This window comes from Pseudomonas sp. (genome assembly GCF_033723075.1).
In the GTDB taxonomy this organism is placed as follows: domain Bacteria; phylum Pseudomonadota; class Gammaproteobacteria; order Pseudomonadales; family Pseudomonadaceae; genus Aquipseudomonas.
In genome coordinates this window covers 245,061-264,750 of the sequence record NZ_JAWVXU010000002.1, presented here as the reverse complement: position 1 = coordinate 264,750, position 19,690 = coordinate 245,061, and the positions used below count along the sequence as shown (strand labels likewise).

Genomic DNA, 19,690 nt, shown 5'->3' with positions numbered 1-19,690 from the left:
GAGCGGCTGAAACTCAGGCATGGCGAGGCCTGTGAATAGTCGCGGCTGTATTTTGCGCCCCATAATGGGGCGTAATGGCTTTACGGTGCACCGATAGGGTGCGCCATGCCGGGGTGATGGTATTTTTGATCAAAGCTTGCACGATTTCCGCTATAATCCGCGCCCCTGTTTTCTTAGTCGTCTCGGTATGCGCTGTTTTAATGAAACTGATCGTTAAAGTCTTTCCAGAAATCACCATCAAGAGCCGGCCGGTGCGCAAGCACTTTATCCGGCAGTTGGCGAAGAACATCCGTTCGGTGCTGCGCGATCTCGATCCGCAGCTGCTGGTCAGCGGTGTGTGGGACAACCTGGAAGTCGAGACCCGGATCAGCGAGGCGAAAACCCTGCAGGCGATGATCGAGCGGCTCGGCTGCACCCCCGGCATCACCCATTTCCTCCAGGTCGACGAATACCCGCTGGGCGATTTCGACGATGTGCTGGACAAATGCAAGCGCCACTTCGGCGAGCGCTTGCCGGGCAAGATCTTCGCCGTGCGCTGCAAGCGTGCCGGCAAGCATGCATTCAGTTCCATGGATGTCGAGCGCTATGTCGGCAGCCAGTTGCGCCAGCAGTGCGGCGCCGCCGGCATCGACCTGAAACAGCCCGAAGTTGAAGTGCGCATGGAGATCCGCGACCAGCGCCTGTTCGTCATCCATAACCAGCACCAGGGCCTGGGCGGTTACCCGCTGGGTTCGCTGGAACAGACCCTGGTGCTGATGTCCGGCGGTTTCGATTCCACCGTCGCCGCCTATCAGATGATGCGCCGCGGCCTGGTCACCCATTTCTGCTTCTTCAACCTGGGCGGGCGTGCCCACGAGTTGGGCGTCATGGAAGTGGCGCATTACCTGTGGCAGAAGTTCGGCCGTTCCCAGCGCGTGCTGTTTATCAGTGTGCCCTTCGAGGAAGTGCTCGGCGAGATTCTCGGCAAGGTCGACAACAGCCAGATGGGCGTGATCCTCAAGCGCATGATGCTGCGCGCCTCCACGCACATGGCCGAGCAGCTGCAGATCAATGCCCTGGTTACCGGCGAGGCGATTTCCCAGGTCTCCAGCCAGACCCTGCCCAACCTCTCGGTGATCGACTCGGCCACCGACATGCTGGTGCTGCGCCCGCTGATCGCCAGCCACAAGCAGGACATCATCGACACCGCCAACGCCATCGGCACCGCCGAGTTCGCCAAGCACATGCCCGAGTATTGCGGGGTGATCTCGGTGAATCCGACCACCCGGGCGAAGAAAGAGCGCATCGAACATGAGGAGCGCCAGTTCGATATGGCGGTTCTCCAGCGCGCCCTGGAGCGCGCGACTCTGCTGCCGATCGACAAGGTGATCGACGAGCTGGGCAAGGACGTCAAGGTCGAGGAAGTCAGCGAAGCCCTGGCCAGTCATGTCATCATTGACATCCGTCACCCGGATAACGCCGAAGAGCAGCCATTAGAGCTGCCCGGTATCGAAGTGCAAACGCTGCCGTTCTATGCCTTGAACAGCCGCTTCAAAGAGCTGGATGCCAATCGCCAATACCTGCTGTATTGCGACAAGGGCGTCATGAGTCGTTTGCATGCCCACCACCTGCTTAGCGAGGGGTATGCCAATGTGCGCGTTTATCGTCCGGCATAAGACGCCCGGGTTGAATGGCGGAAGCATCCGCCATCGCCCTCCCGACCTGCAGGCGGGGTAAAAGCTGCTGCGCTTTTGCACCGTCTGGCCGAATTCGTATTTAGTTAATATCCGCCGCGTAAACTATGCGGCAAACCGAATCCTCTGATCGAGATACACCAGTGATCGAAAAACTACGCAACATCGCCATCATCGCCCACGTCGACCATGGCAAGACCACCCTGGTTGACGCCCTGCTGCGTCAGTCCGGCACCCTCGAGCGCAACGAACTCGACACCGAGCGCCTGATGGACAGCAACGACCAGGAAAAAGAGCGCGGCATTACCATCCTGGCGAAAAATACCGCGATCAACTGGAATGGCCACCACATCAACATCGTCGACACCCCCGGCCACGCCGACTTCGGCGGTGAAGTCGAGCGCGTGATGTCGATGGTCGACTCGGTGCTGCTGGTGGTCGACGCCCAGGACGGCCCGATGCCGCAAACCCGCTTCGTGACCCAGAAAGCCTTCCAGGCCGGCCTGCGTCCGATCGTGGTGGTGAACAAGGTCGACCGTCCGGGCGCACGTCCGGATTGGGTGGTTGAGCAGATCTTCGACCTGTTCGACAACCTCGGCGCCACCGAAGAGCAACTGGACTTCCCGATCGTGTTCGCTTCTGCGATCAACGGTATTGCCGGTCTGGAACACACCGAGATGGCGGAAGACCTGGTGCCGTTGTACCAGGCCATCGTCGACCACGTACCGGCGCCGAAAGTCGACCGCGACGGCCCGTTCCAGATGCAGATTTCCGCCCTGGACTACAACAGCTTCCTCGGCATCATCGGCGTTGGCCGTATCGCCCGTGGCCGGGTCAAGCCGAACACCCAGGTGGTGGCGATCGACGTTCACGGCAAGCGCCGTAACGGTCGTATCCTCAAACTGATGGGTCACCACGGCCTGCACCGTATCGACGTGGATGAAGCCGCCGCCGGCGACATCGTCTGCATCAGCGGTTTCGATCAGCTGTTTATCTCCGACACCCTGTGCGACCCGCAGAACGTCGAAGCCATGGTCCCGCTGTCCGTCGACGAGCCGACCGTTGCCATGACCTTCCAGGTCAACGACTCGCCGTTCTGCGGCAAGGAAGGCAAGTTCGTCACCAGCCGCAACATCAAGGAGCGTCTGGACAAGGAGCTGCTGTACAACGTGGCCCTGCGCGTCGAAGAAGGCGACAGCGCCGACAAGTTCAAGGTCTCCGGCCGTGGCGAGCTGCACCTCTCGGTACTGATCGAAACCATGCGTCGCGAAGGCTTCGAGATGGGCGTCGGTCGTCCGGAAGTGATCATCAAGATGGTCGACGGCGTCAAGCACGAACCCTATGAGAACGTCACCATCGACGTGCCGGAAGTTTCCCAGGGCGCGCTGATGGAACAGATGGGTGTGCGTAAAGGCGACCTGACCAACATGGTTCCGGATGGCAAGGGCCGTGTACGCCTCGAGTACAACATCCCGGCCCGTGGCCTGATCGGTTTCCGTAACGAGTTCCTCACCCTGACTTCCGGTGCCGGCATCATGACCAGCATCTTCGACCGTTACGACGTGATGAAGTCCGGCGACATGTCCGGTCGTCAGAATGGCGTGCTGGTATCGGTCGCCACCGGCAAGGCGCTGACCTACTCGCTGGAAACCCTGCAGGCCCGCGGCAAGCTGTTCGTCGAGCACGGCCAGGACATCTACGAAGGTCAGATCGTCGGCCTCAACAGCCGCGACAACGACATGGGTGTGAACCCGACCAAGGGCAAGAAGCTCGACAACATGCGTGCTTCGGGCAAGGACGAAACCATCGCCCTGGTGCCGCCGGTGCGCTTCACCCTGGAACAGGCTCTGGAGTTCATCCAGGACGACGAGCTGTGCGAAGTCACGCCGAAGTCGATCCGTCTGCGCAAGAAAATCTTGGGCGAAAGCGAGCGCACCCGCGCTGCCAAGAAAGGCTGATAACCCGGCCGCATGACTGAAAAGCCCCCGTCAACCTGAGTTGGCGGGGGCTTTTTGCATTCAAGGTGCTGTCTACTGCTGCGCAGCCTCTAGCGCTGCGCGTACCGGCCCGCCGGATCCCCACGCGCTAGTCGCAGCGCGGTGCCCTGGGCTGTGGCGTGACGGCCTGCGCAGTAGGCGCGATCTGCAGTTGGGCAATGCAGCCCAGTTGCACGGTGGTTTCCAGCAGCAGGCTCTGCACCGGCAACAGGTCGCCGGTCAGCACCACCTGGTTCACCGCCAGCCCCTCGAAACGGTTGCCGCCTAGCTGCAGCTGGGTGATTCCCAGGCTGCGGATCATCGACTTGCCGATGTTCGCCAAGCGGTTGTCGAACAGACCGATCTGGCCTGGTTGCGGTCGGCTGTTGCGCAGGCTGATGGCGTACTCCGGTGAGGCGTTGATGCGGTTGCCGGCAATCAGCGCGGCGCCGATGTTTTCCGCGTCTATGCCGCTGCCACGGCTGTTGGTGATCAGGTTGCCGGCTACCAGCAGGCGGCCGTCGGCCTGCTCCGGGCGATCCTGCAGGCGGATGCCGCTGCTGCCGCTGTTGCCGATCAGGTTGTCGCGCAGGCTGAGATCGCCGGTTTGCGCCACCACTTCGATCGCCGACTTGCCACTGGCGACGATCAGGTTCTGCGTGACATCGCCGCTGCTGGCGCCGCCGATGCGGATCGCGCTCTGATTGCGCACCTGCCTGATGCGGTTCTGCCGCAGGCTCAGCCGGCTGTCATGCAGGTCGATGGCGTACTGCTGGATATCCGCGAAACTGCTGTTGTCGATCAACACCAGGGCATCGTGCAGTTCGGCGCCGCTGGCCATTTCGCGCAGCTGGCTGTCACGGATCAGTACGCGCGCCGGGCCTGTGCCCGCGCTCTGCTGCGGGCTGCGCCGGCTGCTCAGACCGCGGGTTAGGTGGGCGTTGTAGCCGAGGCGCGCGAGGCTGGAGTGCTCGATCAGGGTCAGGCTGCCGGCCCAGGCCATGATGAAGGGGCGAAACAGCCGCGGCCTGGCTGGGTCGGCCGTGCCGCTCCAGCTCTGCAGATGGCTGCGCTGCAGTCTGAGCTGGCCCAGGTTGATCAGCGCCGCGCCGCTGTGGCTGTTCAGGTAGAGGTGGCTGTCTTCGACCAGCAGGGCGGCCTTGGCGCCGATCAGCAGCGGGTAGCTGAGCAGGAAGCCATCCTTGTAGCGGGAGAGAATCTTCGGGTTGGCCACGGTGCGCTCCAGTTGTGCCAGGTCGATGCTTCCGGCATCGAGCTGCAGGACTCGCGGATGCTGGCTCTGGTAGTCGGCGATGACCTTGAACAGGCCGCTGCCGACCAGCGATTCGAACGGCCAGCTGCCGAGCTGGGCGGAGAACATCGGCGCCAGGCTGACCCTGGCCCGCCCGCTGGGCACGGCGGCGACCAGTTGCGCGGCGGTCACCCTCGCCGTGGTGTCGGCCAGCAACTCGGCCAGCGCCTGCTGTTGCGGCTGGCTGGGCAGTGCCTCGATCTGGTGACGGTAGAGGGTTTGTGTCAGCGCCGGGGTGCTTAGCAGCAGGCCGACGAGCAAGGTCCAGGCGGATGTCGTGAGACGGTGCACGGTGTCACCTCGCGGGTCAGGGAAGGGCGGGGTAGAGCGGTTTGATCCGCCCGCCGATCTGGCTGTAGGCGTCGACCTGCGGGTCTTCGGCCTGGTACAGCTGGCGCGCCAGGGCATGCTGCGGGTAGCGGCTGAGGAAGGGCAACAGCCAGGTCATCTTGTGCGCCGGCACGGCTTCCTGGGCCTGACCGTCCAGCTCGGGCAGGCTGCCGGCCGCCAGCACGCTGCGTACGGCGAAGTTGGCCAGTTGCTGCAGCTTGGCGCTGTCCGCGGCAGACAGGCCGGGGCCGTTGCGCTGGCTGGATTCGGCCAGCAGCATCAGCGGCACCAGGGCGTAGTGGGTGTAGTTGGCGGCCAGCCGGCCACGGGCCAGCTCGTTGGGCAGGTAAGCGTAGTCGCCATGCGCCGAGGCGCTGATCTGGCCCAGTGCCTGGCGGAAGTTGCGCTCGCCCCAGGCGATGTAGTCGGGCCTGTCGAGCAGCATGCCGCTGGCGGCGACGGCCCAGCCGGCCCAGTAGTCATGGTTGTTGAAGTAGGCGAAGCCGGGTTGCTGGCGTGGGCTGTAATTCTCGATCACCAGCTCGGCCAGGCCTTGCAGCCACTGCCGTTGCTCTTGCGACAGCTGCGGCTGACCGCCACTCAGGGCCTGTGTCTTGAGCAGGGTCGAGGCGATGGCCGCCAGTGACCACTTGCGCGCGGCGATCCCGGTCTTGCTCGCCTCGCGGCTTTGCAGGGCACCGGCCACGGCCCAGGCCTGCAGCCATTGATCGAGGCAGGCCAGGCCGGCGGTGGCCTGTTGTGGCTGGTCGGCCATCAGGTAGTAGTCGGCGAACTGCGCCAGGCGCTGGCTGTACTCACTCAGGCGCGCGTGGATTTCGCGCGATTGCCTGGACTGCGTGGCGCTCAGGGTCGACTTGCTCGCGTCGCGCTGGTCGTACTTGCTGTCGATCAGCAGCGGGCCGCTGTAGGGCGGCGGCACCTGCTTCGGGCAGGTCATGCTGTGGTAGTCGCCGATCTGGCCGCTCAGCGCGGTCGGCTGCGGCGGCCAGATCGACTGGGCCTGGCTGGCGCTTGCGGCGCAGCTGAGCAGTACCGCCAGCCAGCGCGTGGTGGGTTGCGATTTCAGCGACATAGCTTGGTCTCCACATGGCCGGGCTCGGTCAGCGCCTCGGTGGGTTCGAGGAACACCGAGAGCAGGTTGGCGCCGCGGTAGGCCTCGGCCTGGCTCAGCTGCAGGTAGAACTGACCGCCGGCGACTATCGCCTCGCGGCGGTACCAGACCTTGTCGCGCTGGCCATTGTCGTAATAGGTGATGATGTAGAAGTCCTTGAGGTTCTTGTCGCTCAGCCGGATGTCGAGAAAGCCCGGCAGATCGGTCAGGTCGCGCCGCTGCGCGCCGCTGTTGCTGAGGATCTCCAGGCGCTGGTTGACCTGCAGTGGCGGCAGCGCGGTCTGCTGGCCGGCGAGCACCTCGGCCTTGGCGCAGCCGCCCTGGATGGCTGGCAGCAGCTGGCGGTAGAGCAGCGGATCTTCCAGATGGAAGCTGGCCGGCAGCTCCCAGATGATCATTTTCGGCGGTGCATCCGGCGAGTAGTCGGCCGACTGCAGGTAGTTGAGCAGCGCGCCTTCCTGGCCGGCGCCGGGCAGCGCCAGGTTGAGGATGTCGACGCCGAGGTACTCCTTGAGGTAGCCGTCGAAGTTGTAGTTCTTGGTGTCGTCGTCGCGGCTGGCCGAGTTGCTGGTGCCGACCAGGATCACCTCCGGGGTCGACTCGTCTTCGAACAGCGCACTCAGGTCATCGCCCGCCGGTACGGTCTGGAAGCCGCGCACGTACTGGAAACCGTAGTTGTTGCCGCAGATTTTCTTCAGTGCCCGGCTCATGGTGCCGTCCTTGGGCACCATCACGCTGGGTTCGGTGCGGTAGTCCTTCTTGGTCAGGCCGGCATAGAAGGGTTGCTGCAGCACCGCGTCGGCGACGATGCGTGCGGTGGCCTGGGCGCCGGTCGGCGTCCAGTGGTGGTCGCGGCGGAAGAAGTAGTCCGGTTGTGGCGGCCTATCCACCAGCGGCAGGATGTCCGGCACCAGCGCGCCGCCGGCGCGCAACTGGTCGAGGAAGCGGGCCAGGTTGCGCCGCGCGCTGGCGAAGTCGAAGCCGTAGGCGCTGTCGGCCCGCACCTTGTCGCGGTGCATCATGCCGCGGGTCGGTTGCACGGCAATCACCACCTGCACGTTCTTGGCGGCGAAGGCCTGGATCAGGCGCTTGAACTGCGGTTGCATCGCGGGCGGGATGCCGAAGTCGTTGCTTAGGTCGACCTCCGAGCGGAACAGCCAGCTGTCCTTGCCCGGGGCGATGTGCTTCATCGATTTCATGATGCCTTCGGCATACTGCGCGTCGTCCGCCAGCCCCGGGCAGAGCAGGCAGTCAAGCTCGCATGGTGGCTCGAGCGCGGCCCGCAGGGCGGGCGCTACGAGCAGCAGAAGGCTGGCGAGGAGCAGGTAGGCAGTCTTCATGGGCGGCTACTTGATGCTGTCCAGGCCGTTCATCAGGTTGATGGCGCGGTAGCCGCCACCCTCGGCAATCACCACGTAGGAGTAGGAACGGCCCTTCTTCAGGAACAGCTCACCAAACTGGGCGACATTGCGCTCGCCGGCGTAGGCGGCGAAGCCGATCTTGATTTCGTTGACCATGCGCGTGGCGGTCTGGTTGGGCGTCACGCCGTCGACCACCGCGTGCTTGCCGTCGCGGGTCTTGAGGGCCAGCGGCTGGTCGGTGAGGTTGTAGAAGGCAATCTGCGCCTTCTTGCTGTCCTCGACGTAGTTGTCGGCGATCTGCACCAGGCTGCTGCCGTCGTAGACCAGGGTCAGCGCCGATTTTGCCGGCAGGTTGAGCTCCAGGCTGGCCTGGGCGACGGTCACCTTGTGCGCGCCCGGGGCGACGAACAGGTAGTTGCCGAGCTGGCCGCCATTGACCTTCTGCGCGGCGGTCTTGCCGCTGACCATCATCTCGGCCATCCCGGGCGCCAGGTTGAGCACCCGGATGTAAGCCGAGCCGGCCGGGGCCACGGCGTCGTAGAGGGCGGCATTGCCGTCTTGGGCATGGGTCGTGACCGGGCCGAGCAGGGCCAGGACGATCGGTAGACTGTGCACAGCAGCAAGCAGAAAGCGCTTCATGGTGGAGGCTCCTCAGAAGAATTGATTGGCGGCGACTTGCCAGCCGCTGGTGGTCGGTTCCTCGCTGAGCAGGGTGCGCAGCGGGAACTCCCAGATCACTGTGGTGATTGCCGGGTCCTGCAGGTTTTTGCCCTCGAGGAACTGCTGCATGGCGTAGTAGGGGCCGCGCGCCTCGACGGCGGTGGTCTGCAGGTCGCTCTTCAGCGACTCCTTGAGAAAGCCCGGGAAGTTCCAGTCGTCGATCTTGGTGTAGCTGGAACCGACCAGCATGATCGGCTGGTCGGCCTCGCCGAACAGGCTGTCGGCGCTGACCTGCTGGTTGTCCTTGAGGGTTTCGAAGATCGCCAGCGGGCTGGGCCGAAAGTGTTCCGGGGCCAGCTCGCGGTTGAATTGCAGGTAGTTGCTCAGGTCACCGGCCAGCTGCTTCTCGGCCACCTGGCGCGAGCTGTAGGCAGCGCTGCCGATCAGCTCGGGATGCTGGCGCGCCAGTTCCCGGGCGGCCAGGCGGGCGCCGAAGGGCGACCAGTGGGTATCGGTCCTGAGGAACAGCGGCTGCCGGCCCTTGTGCGCGAGGAACGCCTCGCGCAGTGGCGCCGCCTCGATCCTGCTGCGCCGCAACTGGGAGATGAAGTCGTCGTAGAGCTGCTGCGAGCGACTGTCCGGAGTGCGCGTGGCGTACTCCGCGTAGACATCCAGTTTCATCGGCAGCGGCAGCAGGATCAGACGCTTGTTGTGCGCCTTGAGGGTCTTCTCCACCTCGGCGATCTTCGCCACGTTGCTGCTCAGTGCCTGCTGGTAGGCATTCGGCAGGCGGTACTCCTCGTTGCTGAACAGCCAGCCCTCGCGGCCCAGCACCACGCCACTGCTGCCTTCGCGGAACAGTAGGTACTGCGCGCTGGCCCACAACTCGATGGACGGGTCGCGCAGGAAAAAACCCTTGTCGTAGTAGTCCTCGAACTGGCGCAGCAGTTGGCCGCCCATGAACAGCTCGGCGGCATCGGTCCATGACTGGGCTTTGCCGAAGCTCGCCACCTTGGGCAGCGAGTAGATCAGCATCACGCCGAGCATCAGGATGAACGCGATGCCATTGAGCTTGTGCGCGGAATTCATGACCGGAAACATGGCAGCCTCCTAGAACTGGAAGTAGAGAAACGGAGAGAAGGAATTGGCGGCCAGGCGGCTCAGCGACAAACCGAACCCGGCCCACAGCAGCACCATGCTCAGGCCGCTGACATGCTGCATCCAGTAGCCCTGCTTGTGCCCGGCGTAGTAGCGCAGGTTGATCCGCCCGGCGAGGGCGATCCAGACCAGCGCCAGGCCGGTGAAGGCCACGGTCATGCTCGAAGTCTCGACGAAGTAGGCGTCCAGCGAACCGATGCCGCGCAGGCCATACATGCCGGTGAGGAGATTCAGGGCGTGATCGGTATCGCCGGTGATGAAGAACGGCATCACCCCGCACAGCACGACCAGCGCCAGGATGTTGCGCCACAGCCGGTAGGGGCCGTTGACCTTGGTCACCAGATTGAAGCGCCGTTCGAGCAGCATGAGCACGGCGAAATACAGGCCGAAGATGATGTAGGCGAAGCTCGCCCCGTGCCAGAAACCGGACAGCAGCATGGTGCAGAACAGCGCTCCTTCGGCCTTCAGGGTTCGGGAGCGGATCAGCGGCAGGTAGACGTAATCGCGCAGGAAGTCGGCCAGGGTCAGGTGCCAGCGGCGCCAGAACTCGGTCATGCTCTGGCACAGCAGCGGCTGGTTGAAGTTCTCGGCGAAGCGAAAACCCATCATCATGCCCAGGCCGATGGCCATGTCGCTGTAACCGGAGAAGTCGAAGTACAGCTGCAGCAGGGAGATGAACATGCCGAACCAGGCATCCACCATCTGCGGCTGCGACTCGCCGAGGATCACCGTGCCCAGCGGCGCCAGCGAGTCGGCGATCAGCACCTTCTTGACGAAGCCGAGCATGAAGCGCGCGGCGCCGAGGCTGAACAGTTCCAGCGAATGGCTGCGCTGCTTGAGCTGCTGGTCGATCAGGCTGTAGCGCAGGATCGGCCCGGCGATCAGTTGCGGGAACAGGGCGATGAAGGCGGCGAAGTCGACAAAGCGCCGGGTCGGCTCGGCATCCTTGCGGTAGATGTCGACGATGTAGCTGAGCGCCTGGAACACATAGAAAGAGATGCCCAGCGGCAGGATGATGTGTTCCAGGGTGAAGGTATTGATGCCCAGCGGCTGCAGCACCTCGGCGATCACCTCGACGCCGAAGTTGGCGTACTTGAAGTAGCCGAGCGCGGCCAGGTCGCCGATCACGCCGATGCTCAGGAGGCGGAACGCGGTCTTCTTGTCGTCACCGTCGATGCGCTGCTTGATCAGCAGGCCGAACCAGTAGTTCCAGTAGGAAATGCCGACGAACAGCAGGAGGAAATCCGGGCGCCACCAGGCATAGAAGACATAGCTGCCGAGTACGATGACATAGGAACGCCAGGCGTCCTTGGCCAGGTAGTAGGCCAGCAGGAACACCGGCAGAAACAGGAACAGGAAGATGTTCGATGTGAAAACCATGGCGACACCTCTGGATTAGTAGCGCAGCACGACGCCGAAGGAGACCTGAAAGTCGTTGTCGAGGTTGCCGATGGCATCCCCTGCCCGGAAATAGCTGGCGGTGAGCAACGCGTTGATTTGCACGTGTTTGTCTTGTACGGCGTAGGGGAACATTTCCCAGTAGTAATTCAGGTCCAGGGTCTGGCCGAGGGCGCGGCTGCCGTTGCGCTCGGCCGGCTCGGCCAGGCTCAGTGGCAGATCACCGTCGGCATCGCGCAGGTGCAGGTCGGTCAGGCGCAGGTCGAGGTAATGGCGCGGCTGTGGTCGGGTTTCCAGGGCGATGCCGTAATAGGCCAGGTTGCGCAGGTCGATGCCGATGAAGGCGCTGACCAGGCCGCTGCTGTAGGTCTCCGGGTTGGCCACCCGGTCGGACTGGATGGCATTCAGGTAGAAGCCGTCGTTACTGTCGTCCGGCTTGTCGGTGATGCCGCCGTACAGGGCCAGACGCGGACTCCAGGGCCGCTCGGCGAAGTGCTTGCCGATCTCGCCGAGCAACGCCCAGCCGTTGCGATCCTGCTCCTCGCCGCTGGCCAGCTCGACGCTGCCGTCGAGCAGCGCCAGCTCCAGGCGATAGTCGCTGAACAGCGGGGTGACGTTCGGCTCGTCGCCGTGGAAGAACAGGCCGGCGCGCCCGCCTTTGAAGTCGCTGGGGTCATCCGCGTCGCGCCCGGAGTGGTCCTGTTCCAGCAACAGGCGCAGTCCCGCCCAGTTCTCGCCGCTCCAGCGCAGGGCGTATTCGCCCATGGCGTAGGCGATATCGCGCTCGCTGGCGTCCAGCGCCTGGCTGTCGCTGTTGTAGCTATGCAGCTTTTGCCCGACGGCGACGAAGCCGCGGGCGAAGGTGTCGTCGAAGTTCAGGCGCAGCGACTCCAGGCTGTCGTCCCACCAGATGCCAAAGTGGTCGGAGTAACGCTGGCGGCCGAGGCTGAGAGAGAAGCGCGGGTCGTCGCCGAGCAGGTTGCGGCGCAGGTAGAACTCGCGCAGCTCGGCGCTGAAGTATTCGATCTGCTGGCTGTTCTCCTGCTGCAAGCCGGTGCTGGCCTGGCTGGCGCTGTTGTAGTTGAGCCAGGCGCGGCCGAAGGCCTGCCATTTCGGCCACTGCGGCTCGCTCGAGCGCCAGCTCAGCGAGGGCTCGTAGCGCAGGCCATAGAAGCCCTTGCCGTCGTTGCCCAGCTGCGAATTTTCCGGGCCGTAGCCACCCTGCACAGTGACCTTGTGATTCAGCTCGACGGCGCTCGGCATGGCGGCGGCCATCGTGGGCGTGGGCAGGCTGGCGGGTTCGCTGACCGCACCTTCCTGATCCGTGGCCGCGGCCTGGCTGGCTAGCAGGACCAGCAGCCAGGGAACCCGGCGCTGCCAGGGGCTCGGGCGCGTCATAGCGACGCCTCGATGTCACTGATGATCCCGTTGCGCGCCTGCAGGGCCTGCTCGAGCTGCTCCTGGCTGATCTGCTGCGCCAGTTCCTTGAGGTATTTGCGGGCGCTCAGCTCGCCGCCGTCGACGGCGATCTTGGCGTAGGCATAGGCCTTGACCTTGTCGTTGCAGATGCCCTTGCCGCCGCCGTAGATGGAGGCGATGCGGTAGAAGGCCGAGGGCACGCCACGGGCGGCGAGGATGCGGTAGCTGGCGATGGCCTTGGCCTGATCCACCTGATCCAGGCCGCCCATGCTGTAGAGCTCGCCGAGGTTGAGGTAGGCGTTCTGGTAACCCTCGGCGAGCAGGGCCTGAATGATTGCCTGAGCCTTGAACGGGTCGAGGCTGCTCCAGCTACGCACCAGATAGGCCGAGGCGCGCAGGGCACGGCCTTCCTGCGGGCGGGTCAGTTCGACCTGGTCGATCAGGGCGAACACCTCTTCGGCGCTGTAGTTATTCGGCGCCGACATCATGTAGCTGGCTTTGGACACCAGGGCCTGGTCGGCCTGGCGGGCGATGGCGTTGTCCAGCCACTGCATGACCTGCGGGTCGTGTTCGCGGGGAAGGCCGCTGAGCAGGCTGCCGATGGCCAGTACCACGGCCACCGGCAGGCTGTCGATCTGCGCCAGCAGGCTGCTCACCCTGGCCGGGAACAGCTCGTCCTGCTCCTCGCCGAGAAATTGGTAATAGCGCTCCACTGCCCGCGCTTCGCTGCGCAGGGCGCTCAGGTAGAGGTTGTCCGCCAGCGCGCGCTGGCCCTGTTGTTCGGCCAGGCGCGCGCGGTACAGCGGGCTGGCGCAGGTATCGAGGCAGGCGCGCTGATGCAGGCTGATCAGCTCGCGCACCTGGGCCGGCGGGTACAGTTCGGGGTAGGCCAGGAACAGGTCGAGGCTGGTCCTGACGCTGTTCGGATCCCGGGTCGCAGCGAAGCGTTGCACGGCCTGGCTGAAGAAGGCGCGCTGGGCCTCATGGCCGTTGGGCAGGCGTTCGCTGAAGTTGGCCAGGCCGACCAGGGCATCGAGCTGGCCGCGGCCGTCGGCGAAGGCCGCCTGGTAGAGGGCGATGGCCTCCTGCTGTTGGTTGCGATCGGTGGAGCCGGCCAGCACATCGGCCAGCAGGCGCATCGAGGCACGGTCGCCGCGCTCGGCGAGCAGGCGCAGGTCGGCCTCGACCTCGGCCTGCGGATCCTGGTGCAGGCGATACTGGATCTGCTGCAGGCTGGCGGCCTGGGCCGAAGCCGCCAGTGCAACCAGCAGCAGACAGGATGGAATATGGCAGTTGAGCATACGCGTCTCCTGTAACGGTTCAGTAACCGGGGAACCCGGAGAGCAGGGGCAGGCCCTTGAACAGGTCGACCGCCACCGGCTTCTGGTAGGCCGCCAGTGGCAGTGGCTGATCGGGGCGGATCTGCAGCAGCAATTGCTGGGTCAGCGGGTCGAGCGCCGAGCCAATCACCTGGCCGCTTAGCTTGCCGTCGACGCCGAACACCTGCAGCTCGATCGAGGCGATGTCGCGCAGGTCTTTGAGTTTGTCGAAGGGGAAGCTGGCCTTGACGAACAGGCTGTTGTCGCCGAGCGGAATCAGGTGTGCCAGCTCGGCGAACTTGTAGCCGTAGCCATCGACCATCGCCTTGGGCAGGTACAGCAAGCAGTCGCATGGGCTGGCGATGGTGGTTTCGATCAGTGAGCGGCCGAGCAGGGCCTGCAGGTCGGTCTGGCTGATGTCGGCCAGAGCCTTGAGGTCGGCCGGGGTGGTGAAACTGGTGGCGAGCTGGGTGGACACCGTGGCGATCGGTTGGCCGGCCATGACCCGCTGGGTGCCGGCGGGGACGAGGAATTTCACATAGCCGTTCTCCGGCATGCTGATCACATGGGCGTCGGCACTGACCAGGGCCTGGGTGGCCGCCACCCGGAAGAACAACAGGTAGGTCTTGAACCCCAACAGGCCGGCGATGGCCAGCCCGGCGAGCAGGTACAGGGCACTGCCGGCCAGGGCCTGCAGGCGCTCACGCAGGCTGCGCGCGGTGGCGAGTTTTTGCTTGCGCTGCTTGATGTGGTTTTCCCGCTGCATGACGTTGAACAGGCCGTTGACATCGACCATCTCGCCGGACATGTAGGCACTGATGAGGTAGCGCAGGATGTCGCGCTTCTGCCCGTCGAGGTCGACGAACTGGGCGCCGATCAGCTCGCCGGAACCTGAGGTCACCTTGATCCGCGTATCTATTCTCAGCTTCACCTGGTGCAGGTCGAGCTGAATCGAGGCGCTGTGCAGGCTGCCGATGACCAACTGCGGTGCGCCGCGCAGGCTGAGGCCGCCGAGGGAAATATCTTCGATCCGGCACTCGATACGATCATCGCCGCTGCCCAGAGCAACCTGGGCGGACATCTTGGTGCGCACATATTGGCGCTCGTCGATCGCTTCATGGACCACGCTTGCTGCTGGGGGGAAAATGGCGCTACTCATGGGCATCCGCCTCGGATCAGGATTGGGAAAGGGTCAGCAACATGGCCACGGCACCGAAGAACAGGGCGACGGAGGAGGCCAGCATGGTTTTCGAGGACCAGCGATTGAGGGCCAGGTCGAAGCCCAGGGGGCTGCGCTCGAGCGTGGTCTTCTGTCGGGTCCAGCTCTGCTGGTCCATGTGGAACAGCGCGTAGACCTTCATCAGTGAGCCGACGATTTGGTTGTAATAGAGCACCAGCGGGTACAGCGGATCGACCGGGTGCCCGGCGAAGACAAACAGCAGGCTCACCAGGCTGCGGGTCAGCAGCACCCAGAACAGATAGACCAGCAGGAACTGGATGCCGAACAGCAGCGCCGCTATCAGGGAGGCGGTCAGGCCGAGCAGGCTGGTCCACATCGACACGCGTTGGTCATAGAGCACATACATGGTGAACAGCCCCAGTTGGCGCACACCCAGCAGGCGGGTGGCGCGAAAGTTCTGCCGCAGCGAATTGCCGTACCAGCGGAACATCAGCTGGCGGGTGGCCCGCAGGAAGTTGCTGTCTGGCGGGTGCTCGACGGTGAGGGTGTTGCTGTCGGGCACGTAGAAGGTGTCCCAGCCGGCGCGCATCAGGCTGAACCAGGAGGACTTGTCGTCGCCGGTGAGGAACTGGAAGCGTCCGAGCCGCCAGTGCTGAAGGAAGTCGGCTTCGACGTCCTTGATGAAATGCGGATCGGTGACCACGCTGGCACGGAAGAACGACAGCCGCCCGGTCATGGTCAGCACACGCCGCGACAGCGCCATGGAGCACATATTGATATGGCGTTGAGCGAAGCGCAGTGCGTGCCATTCGCGCATCAGCTTGCCGCCTTCGACCTGGCAGAATTCGTTGGTGGTGATGCCGCCGACACTGGGTAGGTAGGCGAAGAAGTTCACCGCGTTCTCCACGCAGTGGGGCAGCAGCATGGTGTCACCGTCGACCACGCCGACCACCGCGTCGTTGCCCGGCATCCGCCGCGATAGGGCACGGAAGGCGTGGGCCAGACCGTCGCGCTTGCCGGTGCCGCGGGCACGGACGATCACCAGCTTGATGTCGGGGCGTTCACGCACCTCGCGGCGCATGATCTGCTTGATCAAGTCCTCGTCGCCCTTTTCGACGATCGAGGCGATCACCGTGCAGGGTACCGGCAGGCGCTGGATTTCCTGGAATACCGACTGATAGACCTTGAAGGTGGTCTGCGCGGGAATGCGGAAGCTGGTGACCACCATATAGAACTGCGAGGGCAGCGCCGCCGGACCCATGTGCTCCACCGCCTTGCGCATGGCCGGGAAGCGCCAGTGCAGGAAATACATGCCGCGCAGGTAGTGGGTGAGGGCGTTGCCATAGCGCCAGGTGCCGAGGGCGCCGATCAGGAAGATGAAGTTCTTGTGCTGCGGATCGAACAGCCCGGGGTCGAGCAGGTCGGCCAACAGCATCAGGCTGGCGAGCAGCAGGCTCCAGCCGAGCAGCTGGCTGCAGACCTCGTGCAGTCGCGAGTTAGCTTTAGCCATGGCGTCAGCGTGCTCCGCTGCTGGATACGACTGGATGCTGGCCGCTGCGGCGAGACTGGCACGCCGTGCGCCGGGACCGCGGGTTGCTCGAGCTGTTCGGTTGCGCGTGCATAGCCATACCCCTCGACCCGAAGGCCGATCGATTGTGCATGGGGGCAGTCAGTCAAAGGTGCTGCGTGGTCGAGGCCTCCCGCAGCGGGAGGCTGGCGCCGTCGTGCGGCGCTTCTGGCTCGCCTGGTGTTGCTGTCAGCGCTTGAGCAATTGTTCGCCCTCGCGCTGGCTGGCGCTGCGGCCGTAGACATCCTCCAGCCGCTGGATATCGTCTTCGCCGAGGTAGCTGCCGGACTGCACTTCGATGATCTCCAGGGGGATTTTTCCCGGGTTGGCCAGGCGGTGCACCGAGGCGATGGGGATATAGGTCGACTGGTTTTCCGTGAGCAGGAAGCTCTGGTCGTCGCAGGTCACCTGCGCGGTGCCGGACACCACTATCCAGTGCTCGGCGCGGTGGTGGTGCATCTGCAGCGAGAGCTGCGCGCCGGGCTTGACCGAGATGTGCTTGACCTGGAAACGCGAGCCGATATCGACCGAGTCGTAGGCCCCCCAGGGGCGGTAGACCTGACTGTGGTTCTGCGTTTCCTGGCGGTCCTGGGCGGTGAGGTTGTTGACCAGCTGCTTGACCTCCTGGGTGCGCTCGCGGGGGACGATCATCAAGGCATCCTTGGTCGCCACCACCACCAGATCGTCCAGGCCGATCAGGGTGACCAGCTTGTCGGTGCCATGCACCAGGCAGTTGTGGCAATCCTGCAGCAGCACGTCGCCCTTGAGGGCATTGCCGTGCTCGTCCTTGTCCTGTACATCCCACAGCGAGGACCAGCAGCCGACATCGCTCCAGCCCGCCTGCAGCGGTACCACGCAGGCGCGTGTGGTGCGCTCCATGACCGCGTAGTCGATCGAGTTGTCCGGGCAGCAGGCGAAGGTGGCCGGGTCGATGCGCACGAACTCCAGGTCGTTGTGGCTGCGCTCCAGGGCCAGCAGGCAGGTGTCGTAGATGTCCGGCTCGTGAGATTTCAGCTCTTCCAGGTAGCGGCTGCAACGGAACATGAACATGCCGCTGTTCCAGAAGTAGTCGCCACTGGCGACGAATTCGCTGGCCTTGGCCTGGCACGGCTTCTCGACGAAGCGTTCGACCGCCAGCACCCCGGGTGGCAGGTCTCCCTGCCCGGGATGGCTCTTGATGTAGCCGTAGCCGGTTTCCGGCTTGCTCGCCGGCACGCCGAACAGCACCAGCTCGCCCTGTTCGGCAGCGGCGCGGGCCAATTCCAGGGCGCGCTGCAGGGCCGGCTGATCCTCCAGGACATGATCGGCGGGCAGCACCAGCAGCAGTTCGTCGCGGCCCTCGGCGAGCAGTTTCAGGGCGGCGATGGCGATTGCCGGGGCGGTGTTGCGGCCGAACGGCTCGAGCAGCACCGCCTGGGCGGTACCACCGATGCGGGCGAGCTGCTCACCGACGATGAAGCGGTGCTCCTCGTTGCACACCACGATGGGGGCGGCCATGCCCTCGCCGGCGACCCGCAGCAGGGTCTGCTGGAACAGGCTCTGCGCACCGGTCAGGGCGAGGAACTGCTTGGGGTACAGCTTGCGTGACAAGGGCCAGAGGCGCGAGCCACTGCCGCCCGACAGTATCACTGGAATCATGGTCGTTCTCCTCAAAGGTGCTGGCCGCGGCGGCCTACACAGGGAATTCGCAGGGTTGGCTACAGCTCGTCTACCAGCAGATGCCTTCGCTACCGTCACGGCTGGGATGCGCCATGAAACCGACCAGGTCGACGACCTGTTTGCCATCCGGCACCTGCCGGGCGAGCGCGCGAAAGCGCTCGTCGGCGTTGCCCAGGACGATGACGTCGGAGCGCTCGACGACCCGCTCGAAATCACTGTCGAGCAGGGACGACACATGGGGGATTTTCGATTCGATGTAGTCCTTGTTGGCGCCATGGACGCGGGCATATTCGACGTTGCTGTCGTAGATATTCAGTTCGTAGCCCTTGCCGATGAGCATCTCGGCCAGCTCCACCAACGGGCTTTCGCGCAGGTCGTCGGTGCCGGCCTTGAAACTCAGGCCGAGCAGGGCGACCTTGCGCTTGTCGTAGCTGGCGATGATGTCGAAGGCGTGCTGCACCTGCGCGCTGTTGCTGCGCATCAGCGAACCGATCAGCGGCACCTCGACGTCGAGCTGGCCGGCACGGTAGTTCAGCGCGCGCACGTCTTTCGGTAGGCAGGAGCCACCGAAGGCGAAGCCGGGCCTCATGTAGTACTTGGACAGGTTGAGCTTGTGATCCTGGCAGATCACGCCCATCACTTCGCGGCCGTCGACCCCGGCCGCCTTGGCGATGTTGCCGATCTCGTTGGCGAAGGTCACCTTGGTGGCGTGCCAGACGTTGCAGGTGTACTTGATCAGCTCGGCGACATCGATGCTTTTGCGCACGATGGGCGCGTCCAGCTCCTGGTAGAGCCCTTGCAGCAAGTCGCCGGAGCGCTGATCCAGTTCGCCGATTACCGTCATCGGTGGGTAGTTGTAGTCCTCGATGGCGGTGCTTTCGCGGAGGAACTCGGGATTCACCGCCACGCCGAAATCGATGCCGGCACGCTTGCCCGAGCACTCTTCAAGAATGGGGATGACGACGGTCCTGACTGTTCCCGGCAGCACCGTGCTGCGCACGACCACGGTGTGCCAGGCAGACTTCTCCCGCAGTGCGGTGCCCACTTGCGCACAGACCGATTCGATGAAGTGCAGGGCCAGGTCGCCGTTGCGCTTGCTTGGTGTGCCGACGCACAGCAGCGACAGTTCGGTGCTGCGCACTGCGGCCTGGACGTCGGTGCTGCCACTCAGCGTACCGGCCTTGACGCCCGCTTCCAGTAGCGCTTCAAGACCCGGTTCGACGATCGGCGATCTACCCTGGTTGATCAGATCGATTTTGCTCGGCGAGATGTCTACGCCGATTACTTCATGCCCGCGTGCCGACAGGCAGCCGGCACAGACCGCGCCGACATAACCCAAACCAAAGATGCTGATGCGCATTGCTCCATCCCCTTATGGTGATCAACTTTCGGGCGCACGAAGCCAGCTGACGTGCGCCAGTTGAAAATCAGTGAGGGCAGTAGTCAAGGTTCGCCACAACCAAAGCGGCGAAGAACATGAAGCGGGCAACTGCACTGAGTGCAGCTAAGGTCTACCAACGGCTTCTTGTCGGTCCACGCAGGGACG

At 64.3% G+C, this 19,690-nt stretch carries 14 protein-coding genes; 2 read left to right on the top strand and 12 right to left on the bottom strand.

What is annotated here, in order from left to right; all coding sequences use genetic code 11:
• Window positions 1-200: 200 nt before the first annotated feature.
• Together thiI and typA are read left to right on the top strand one after the other, a co-directional pair.
• Entirely contained in the window at window positions 201-1,655 is a 1,455-nt protein-coding gene (gene thiI, locus R3355_RS03770; RefSeq protein ID WP_318960113.1) for a tRNA uracil 4-sulfurtransferase ThiI, read from the top strand.
• Between the two features lie 161 nt (window positions 1,656-1,816).
• Window positions 1,817-3,631 (top strand): translational GTPase TypA, encoded by a 1,815-nt coding sequence (gene typA / locus R3355_RS03765; protein WP_318960112.1) that lies wholly within the window; start codon window positions 1,817-1,819, stop codon window positions 3,629-3,631.
• Between the two features lie 127 nt (window positions 3,632-3,758).
• Here the strand turns inward: typA and R3355_RS03760 are convergent, their stop codons facing one another.
• The 12 genes from R3355_RS03760 to R3355_RS03705 form a co-directional block, all read right to left on the bottom strand.
• Window positions 3,759-5,252 carry a right-handed parallel beta-helix repeat-containing protein gene (locus R3355_RS03760; protein ID WP_318960111.1) on the bottom strand — a complete coding sequence of 498 codons (1,494 nt, stop codon included), beginning with the start codon at window positions 5,250-5,252 and terminating at the stop codon, window positions 3,759-3,761.
• A 16-nt stretch (window positions 5,253-5,268) separates the two neighbouring features.
• Window positions 5,269-6,384: a polysaccharide lyase gene (locus tag R3355_RS03755; protein WP_318960110.1), complete on the bottom strand. Its 1,116-nt coding sequence runs from the start codon at window positions 6,382-6,384 to the stop codon at window positions 5,269-5,271.
• Window positions 6,375-7,763: an alginate O-acetyltransferase AlgX-related protein gene (locus R3355_RS03750; protein ID WP_318960109.1), complete on the bottom strand. Its 1,389-nt coding sequence runs from the start codon at window positions 7,761-7,763 to the stop codon at window positions 6,375-6,377. Before R3355_RS03750 ends, R3355_RS03755 begins: the two co-directional genes overlap by 10 nt.
• A 6-nt stretch (window positions 7,764-7,769) precedes the next feature.
• On the bottom strand, window positions 7,770-8,423 hold the full coding sequence (locus R3355_RS03745; protein ID WP_318960108.1) for an alginate O-acetyltransferase AlgF: 654 nt from the start codon (window positions 8,421-8,423) through the stop codon (window positions 7,770-7,772).
• A 12-nt stretch (window positions 8,424-8,435) separates the two neighbouring features.
• Window positions 8,436-9,545 carry an alginate O-acetyltransferase gene (locus R3355_RS03740; protein ID WP_318960107.1) on the bottom strand — a complete coding sequence of 370 codons (1,110 nt, stop codon included), beginning with the start codon at window positions 9,543-9,545 and terminating at the stop codon, window positions 8,436-8,438.
• A 9-nt stretch (window positions 9,546-9,554) separates the two neighbouring features.
• Window positions 9,555-10,982: an MBOAT family O-acyltransferase gene (locus R3355_RS03735; RefSeq protein WP_318960106.1), complete on the bottom strand. Its 1,428-nt coding sequence runs from the start codon at window positions 10,980-10,982 to the stop codon at window positions 9,555-9,557.
• Between the two features lie 15 nt (window positions 10,983-10,997).
• Entirely contained in the window at window positions 10,998-12,398 is a 1,401-nt protein-coding gene (locus tag R3355_RS03730) for an alginate export family protein (RefSeq protein ID WP_318960105.1), read from the bottom strand.
• The gene (locus R3355_RS03725; protein WP_318960104.1) at window positions 12,395-13,720 is read right to left on the bottom strand and encodes a sel1 repeat family protein; all 1,326 of its coding nucleotides are present in this window, start codon (window positions 13,718-13,720) and stop codon (window positions 12,395-12,397) included. Before R3355_RS03725 ends, R3355_RS03730 begins: the two co-directional genes overlap by 4 nt.
• Before the next feature lie 19 nt (window positions 13,721-13,739).
• A complete protein-coding gene (locus R3355_RS03720) occupies window positions 13,740-14,897 on the bottom strand; it encodes a PilZ domain-containing protein (RefSeq protein ID WP_318960103.1) in 1,158 nt (385 codons plus the stop codon).
• A gap of 16 nt (window positions 14,898-14,913) precedes the next feature.
• On the bottom strand, window positions 14,914-16,428 hold the full coding sequence (locus R3355_RS03715; protein WP_318960102.1) for a glycosyltransferase family 2 protein: 1,515 nt from the start codon (window positions 16,426-16,428) through the stop codon (window positions 14,914-14,916).
• 246 nt (window positions 16,429-16,674) lie between these two features.
• Entirely contained in the window at window positions 16,675-18,123 is a 1,449-nt protein-coding gene (locus R3355_RS03710; RefSeq protein ID WP_318960101.1) for a mannose-1-phosphate guanylyltransferase/mannose-6-phosphate isomerase, read from the bottom strand.
• A 70-nt stretch (window positions 18,124-18,193) separates the two neighbouring features.
• The gene (locus tag R3355_RS03705) at window positions 18,194-19,504 is read right to left on the bottom strand and encodes a UDP-glucose/GDP-mannose dehydrogenase family protein (RefSeq protein ID WP_318960100.1); all 1,311 of its coding nucleotides are present in this window, start codon (window positions 19,502-19,504) and stop codon (window positions 18,194-18,196) included.
• Between the last annotated feature and the right edge of the window lie 186 nt (window positions 19,505-19,690).

Excerpts from the sequence above, each read along its gene's own strand:
- thiI (WP_318960113.1), top strand. The coding sequence starts at position 201 with ATGAAACTGATCGTTAAAGTCTTTCCAGAAATCACCATCAAGAGCCGG.
- R3355_RS03755 (WP_318960110.1), bottom strand. The coding sequence starts at position 6,384 with ATGTCGCTGAAATCGCAACCCACCACGCGCTGGCTGGCGGTACTGCTC.
- R3355_RS03750 (WP_318960109.1), bottom strand. The coding sequence starts at position 7,763 with ATGAAGACTGCCTACCTGCTCCTCGCCAGCCTTCTGCTGCTCGTAGCG.
- R3355_RS03745 (WP_318960108.1), bottom strand. The coding sequence starts at position 8,423 with ATGAAGCGCTTTCTGCTTGCTGCTGTGCACAGTCTACCGATCGTCCTG.
- R3355_RS03740 (WP_318960107.1), bottom strand. The coding sequence starts at position 9,545 with ATGTTTCCGGTCATGAATTCCGCGCACAAGCTCAATGGCATCGCGTTC.
- R3355_RS03735 (WP_318960106.1), bottom strand. The coding sequence starts at position 10,982 with ATGGTTTTCACATCGAACATCTTCCTGTTCCTGTTTCTGCCGGTGTTC.
- R3355_RS03730 (WP_318960105.1), bottom strand. The coding sequence starts at position 12,398 with ATGACGCGCCCGAGCCCCTGGCAGCGCCGGGTTCCCTGGCTGCTGGTC.
- R3355_RS03725 (WP_318960104.1), bottom strand. The coding sequence starts at position 13,720 with ATGCTCAACTGCCATATTCCATCCTGTCTGCTGCTGGTTGCACTGGCG.
- R3355_RS03720 (WP_318960103.1), bottom strand. The coding sequence starts at position 14,897 with ATGAGTAGCGCCATTTTCCCCCCAGCAGCAAGCGTGGTCCATGAAGCG.
- R3355_RS03715 (WP_318960102.1), bottom strand. The coding sequence starts at position 16,428 with ATGGCTAAAGCTAACTCGCGACTGCACGAGGTCTGCAGCCAGCTGCTC.
- R3355_RS03710 (WP_318960101.1), bottom strand. The coding sequence starts at position 18,123 with ATGATTCCAGTGATACTGTCGGGCGGCAGTGGCTCGCGCCTCTGGCCC.
- R3355_RS03705 (WP_318960100.1), bottom strand. The coding sequence starts at position 19,504 with ATGCGCATCAGCATCTTTGGTTTGGGTTATGTCGGCGCGGTCTGTGCC.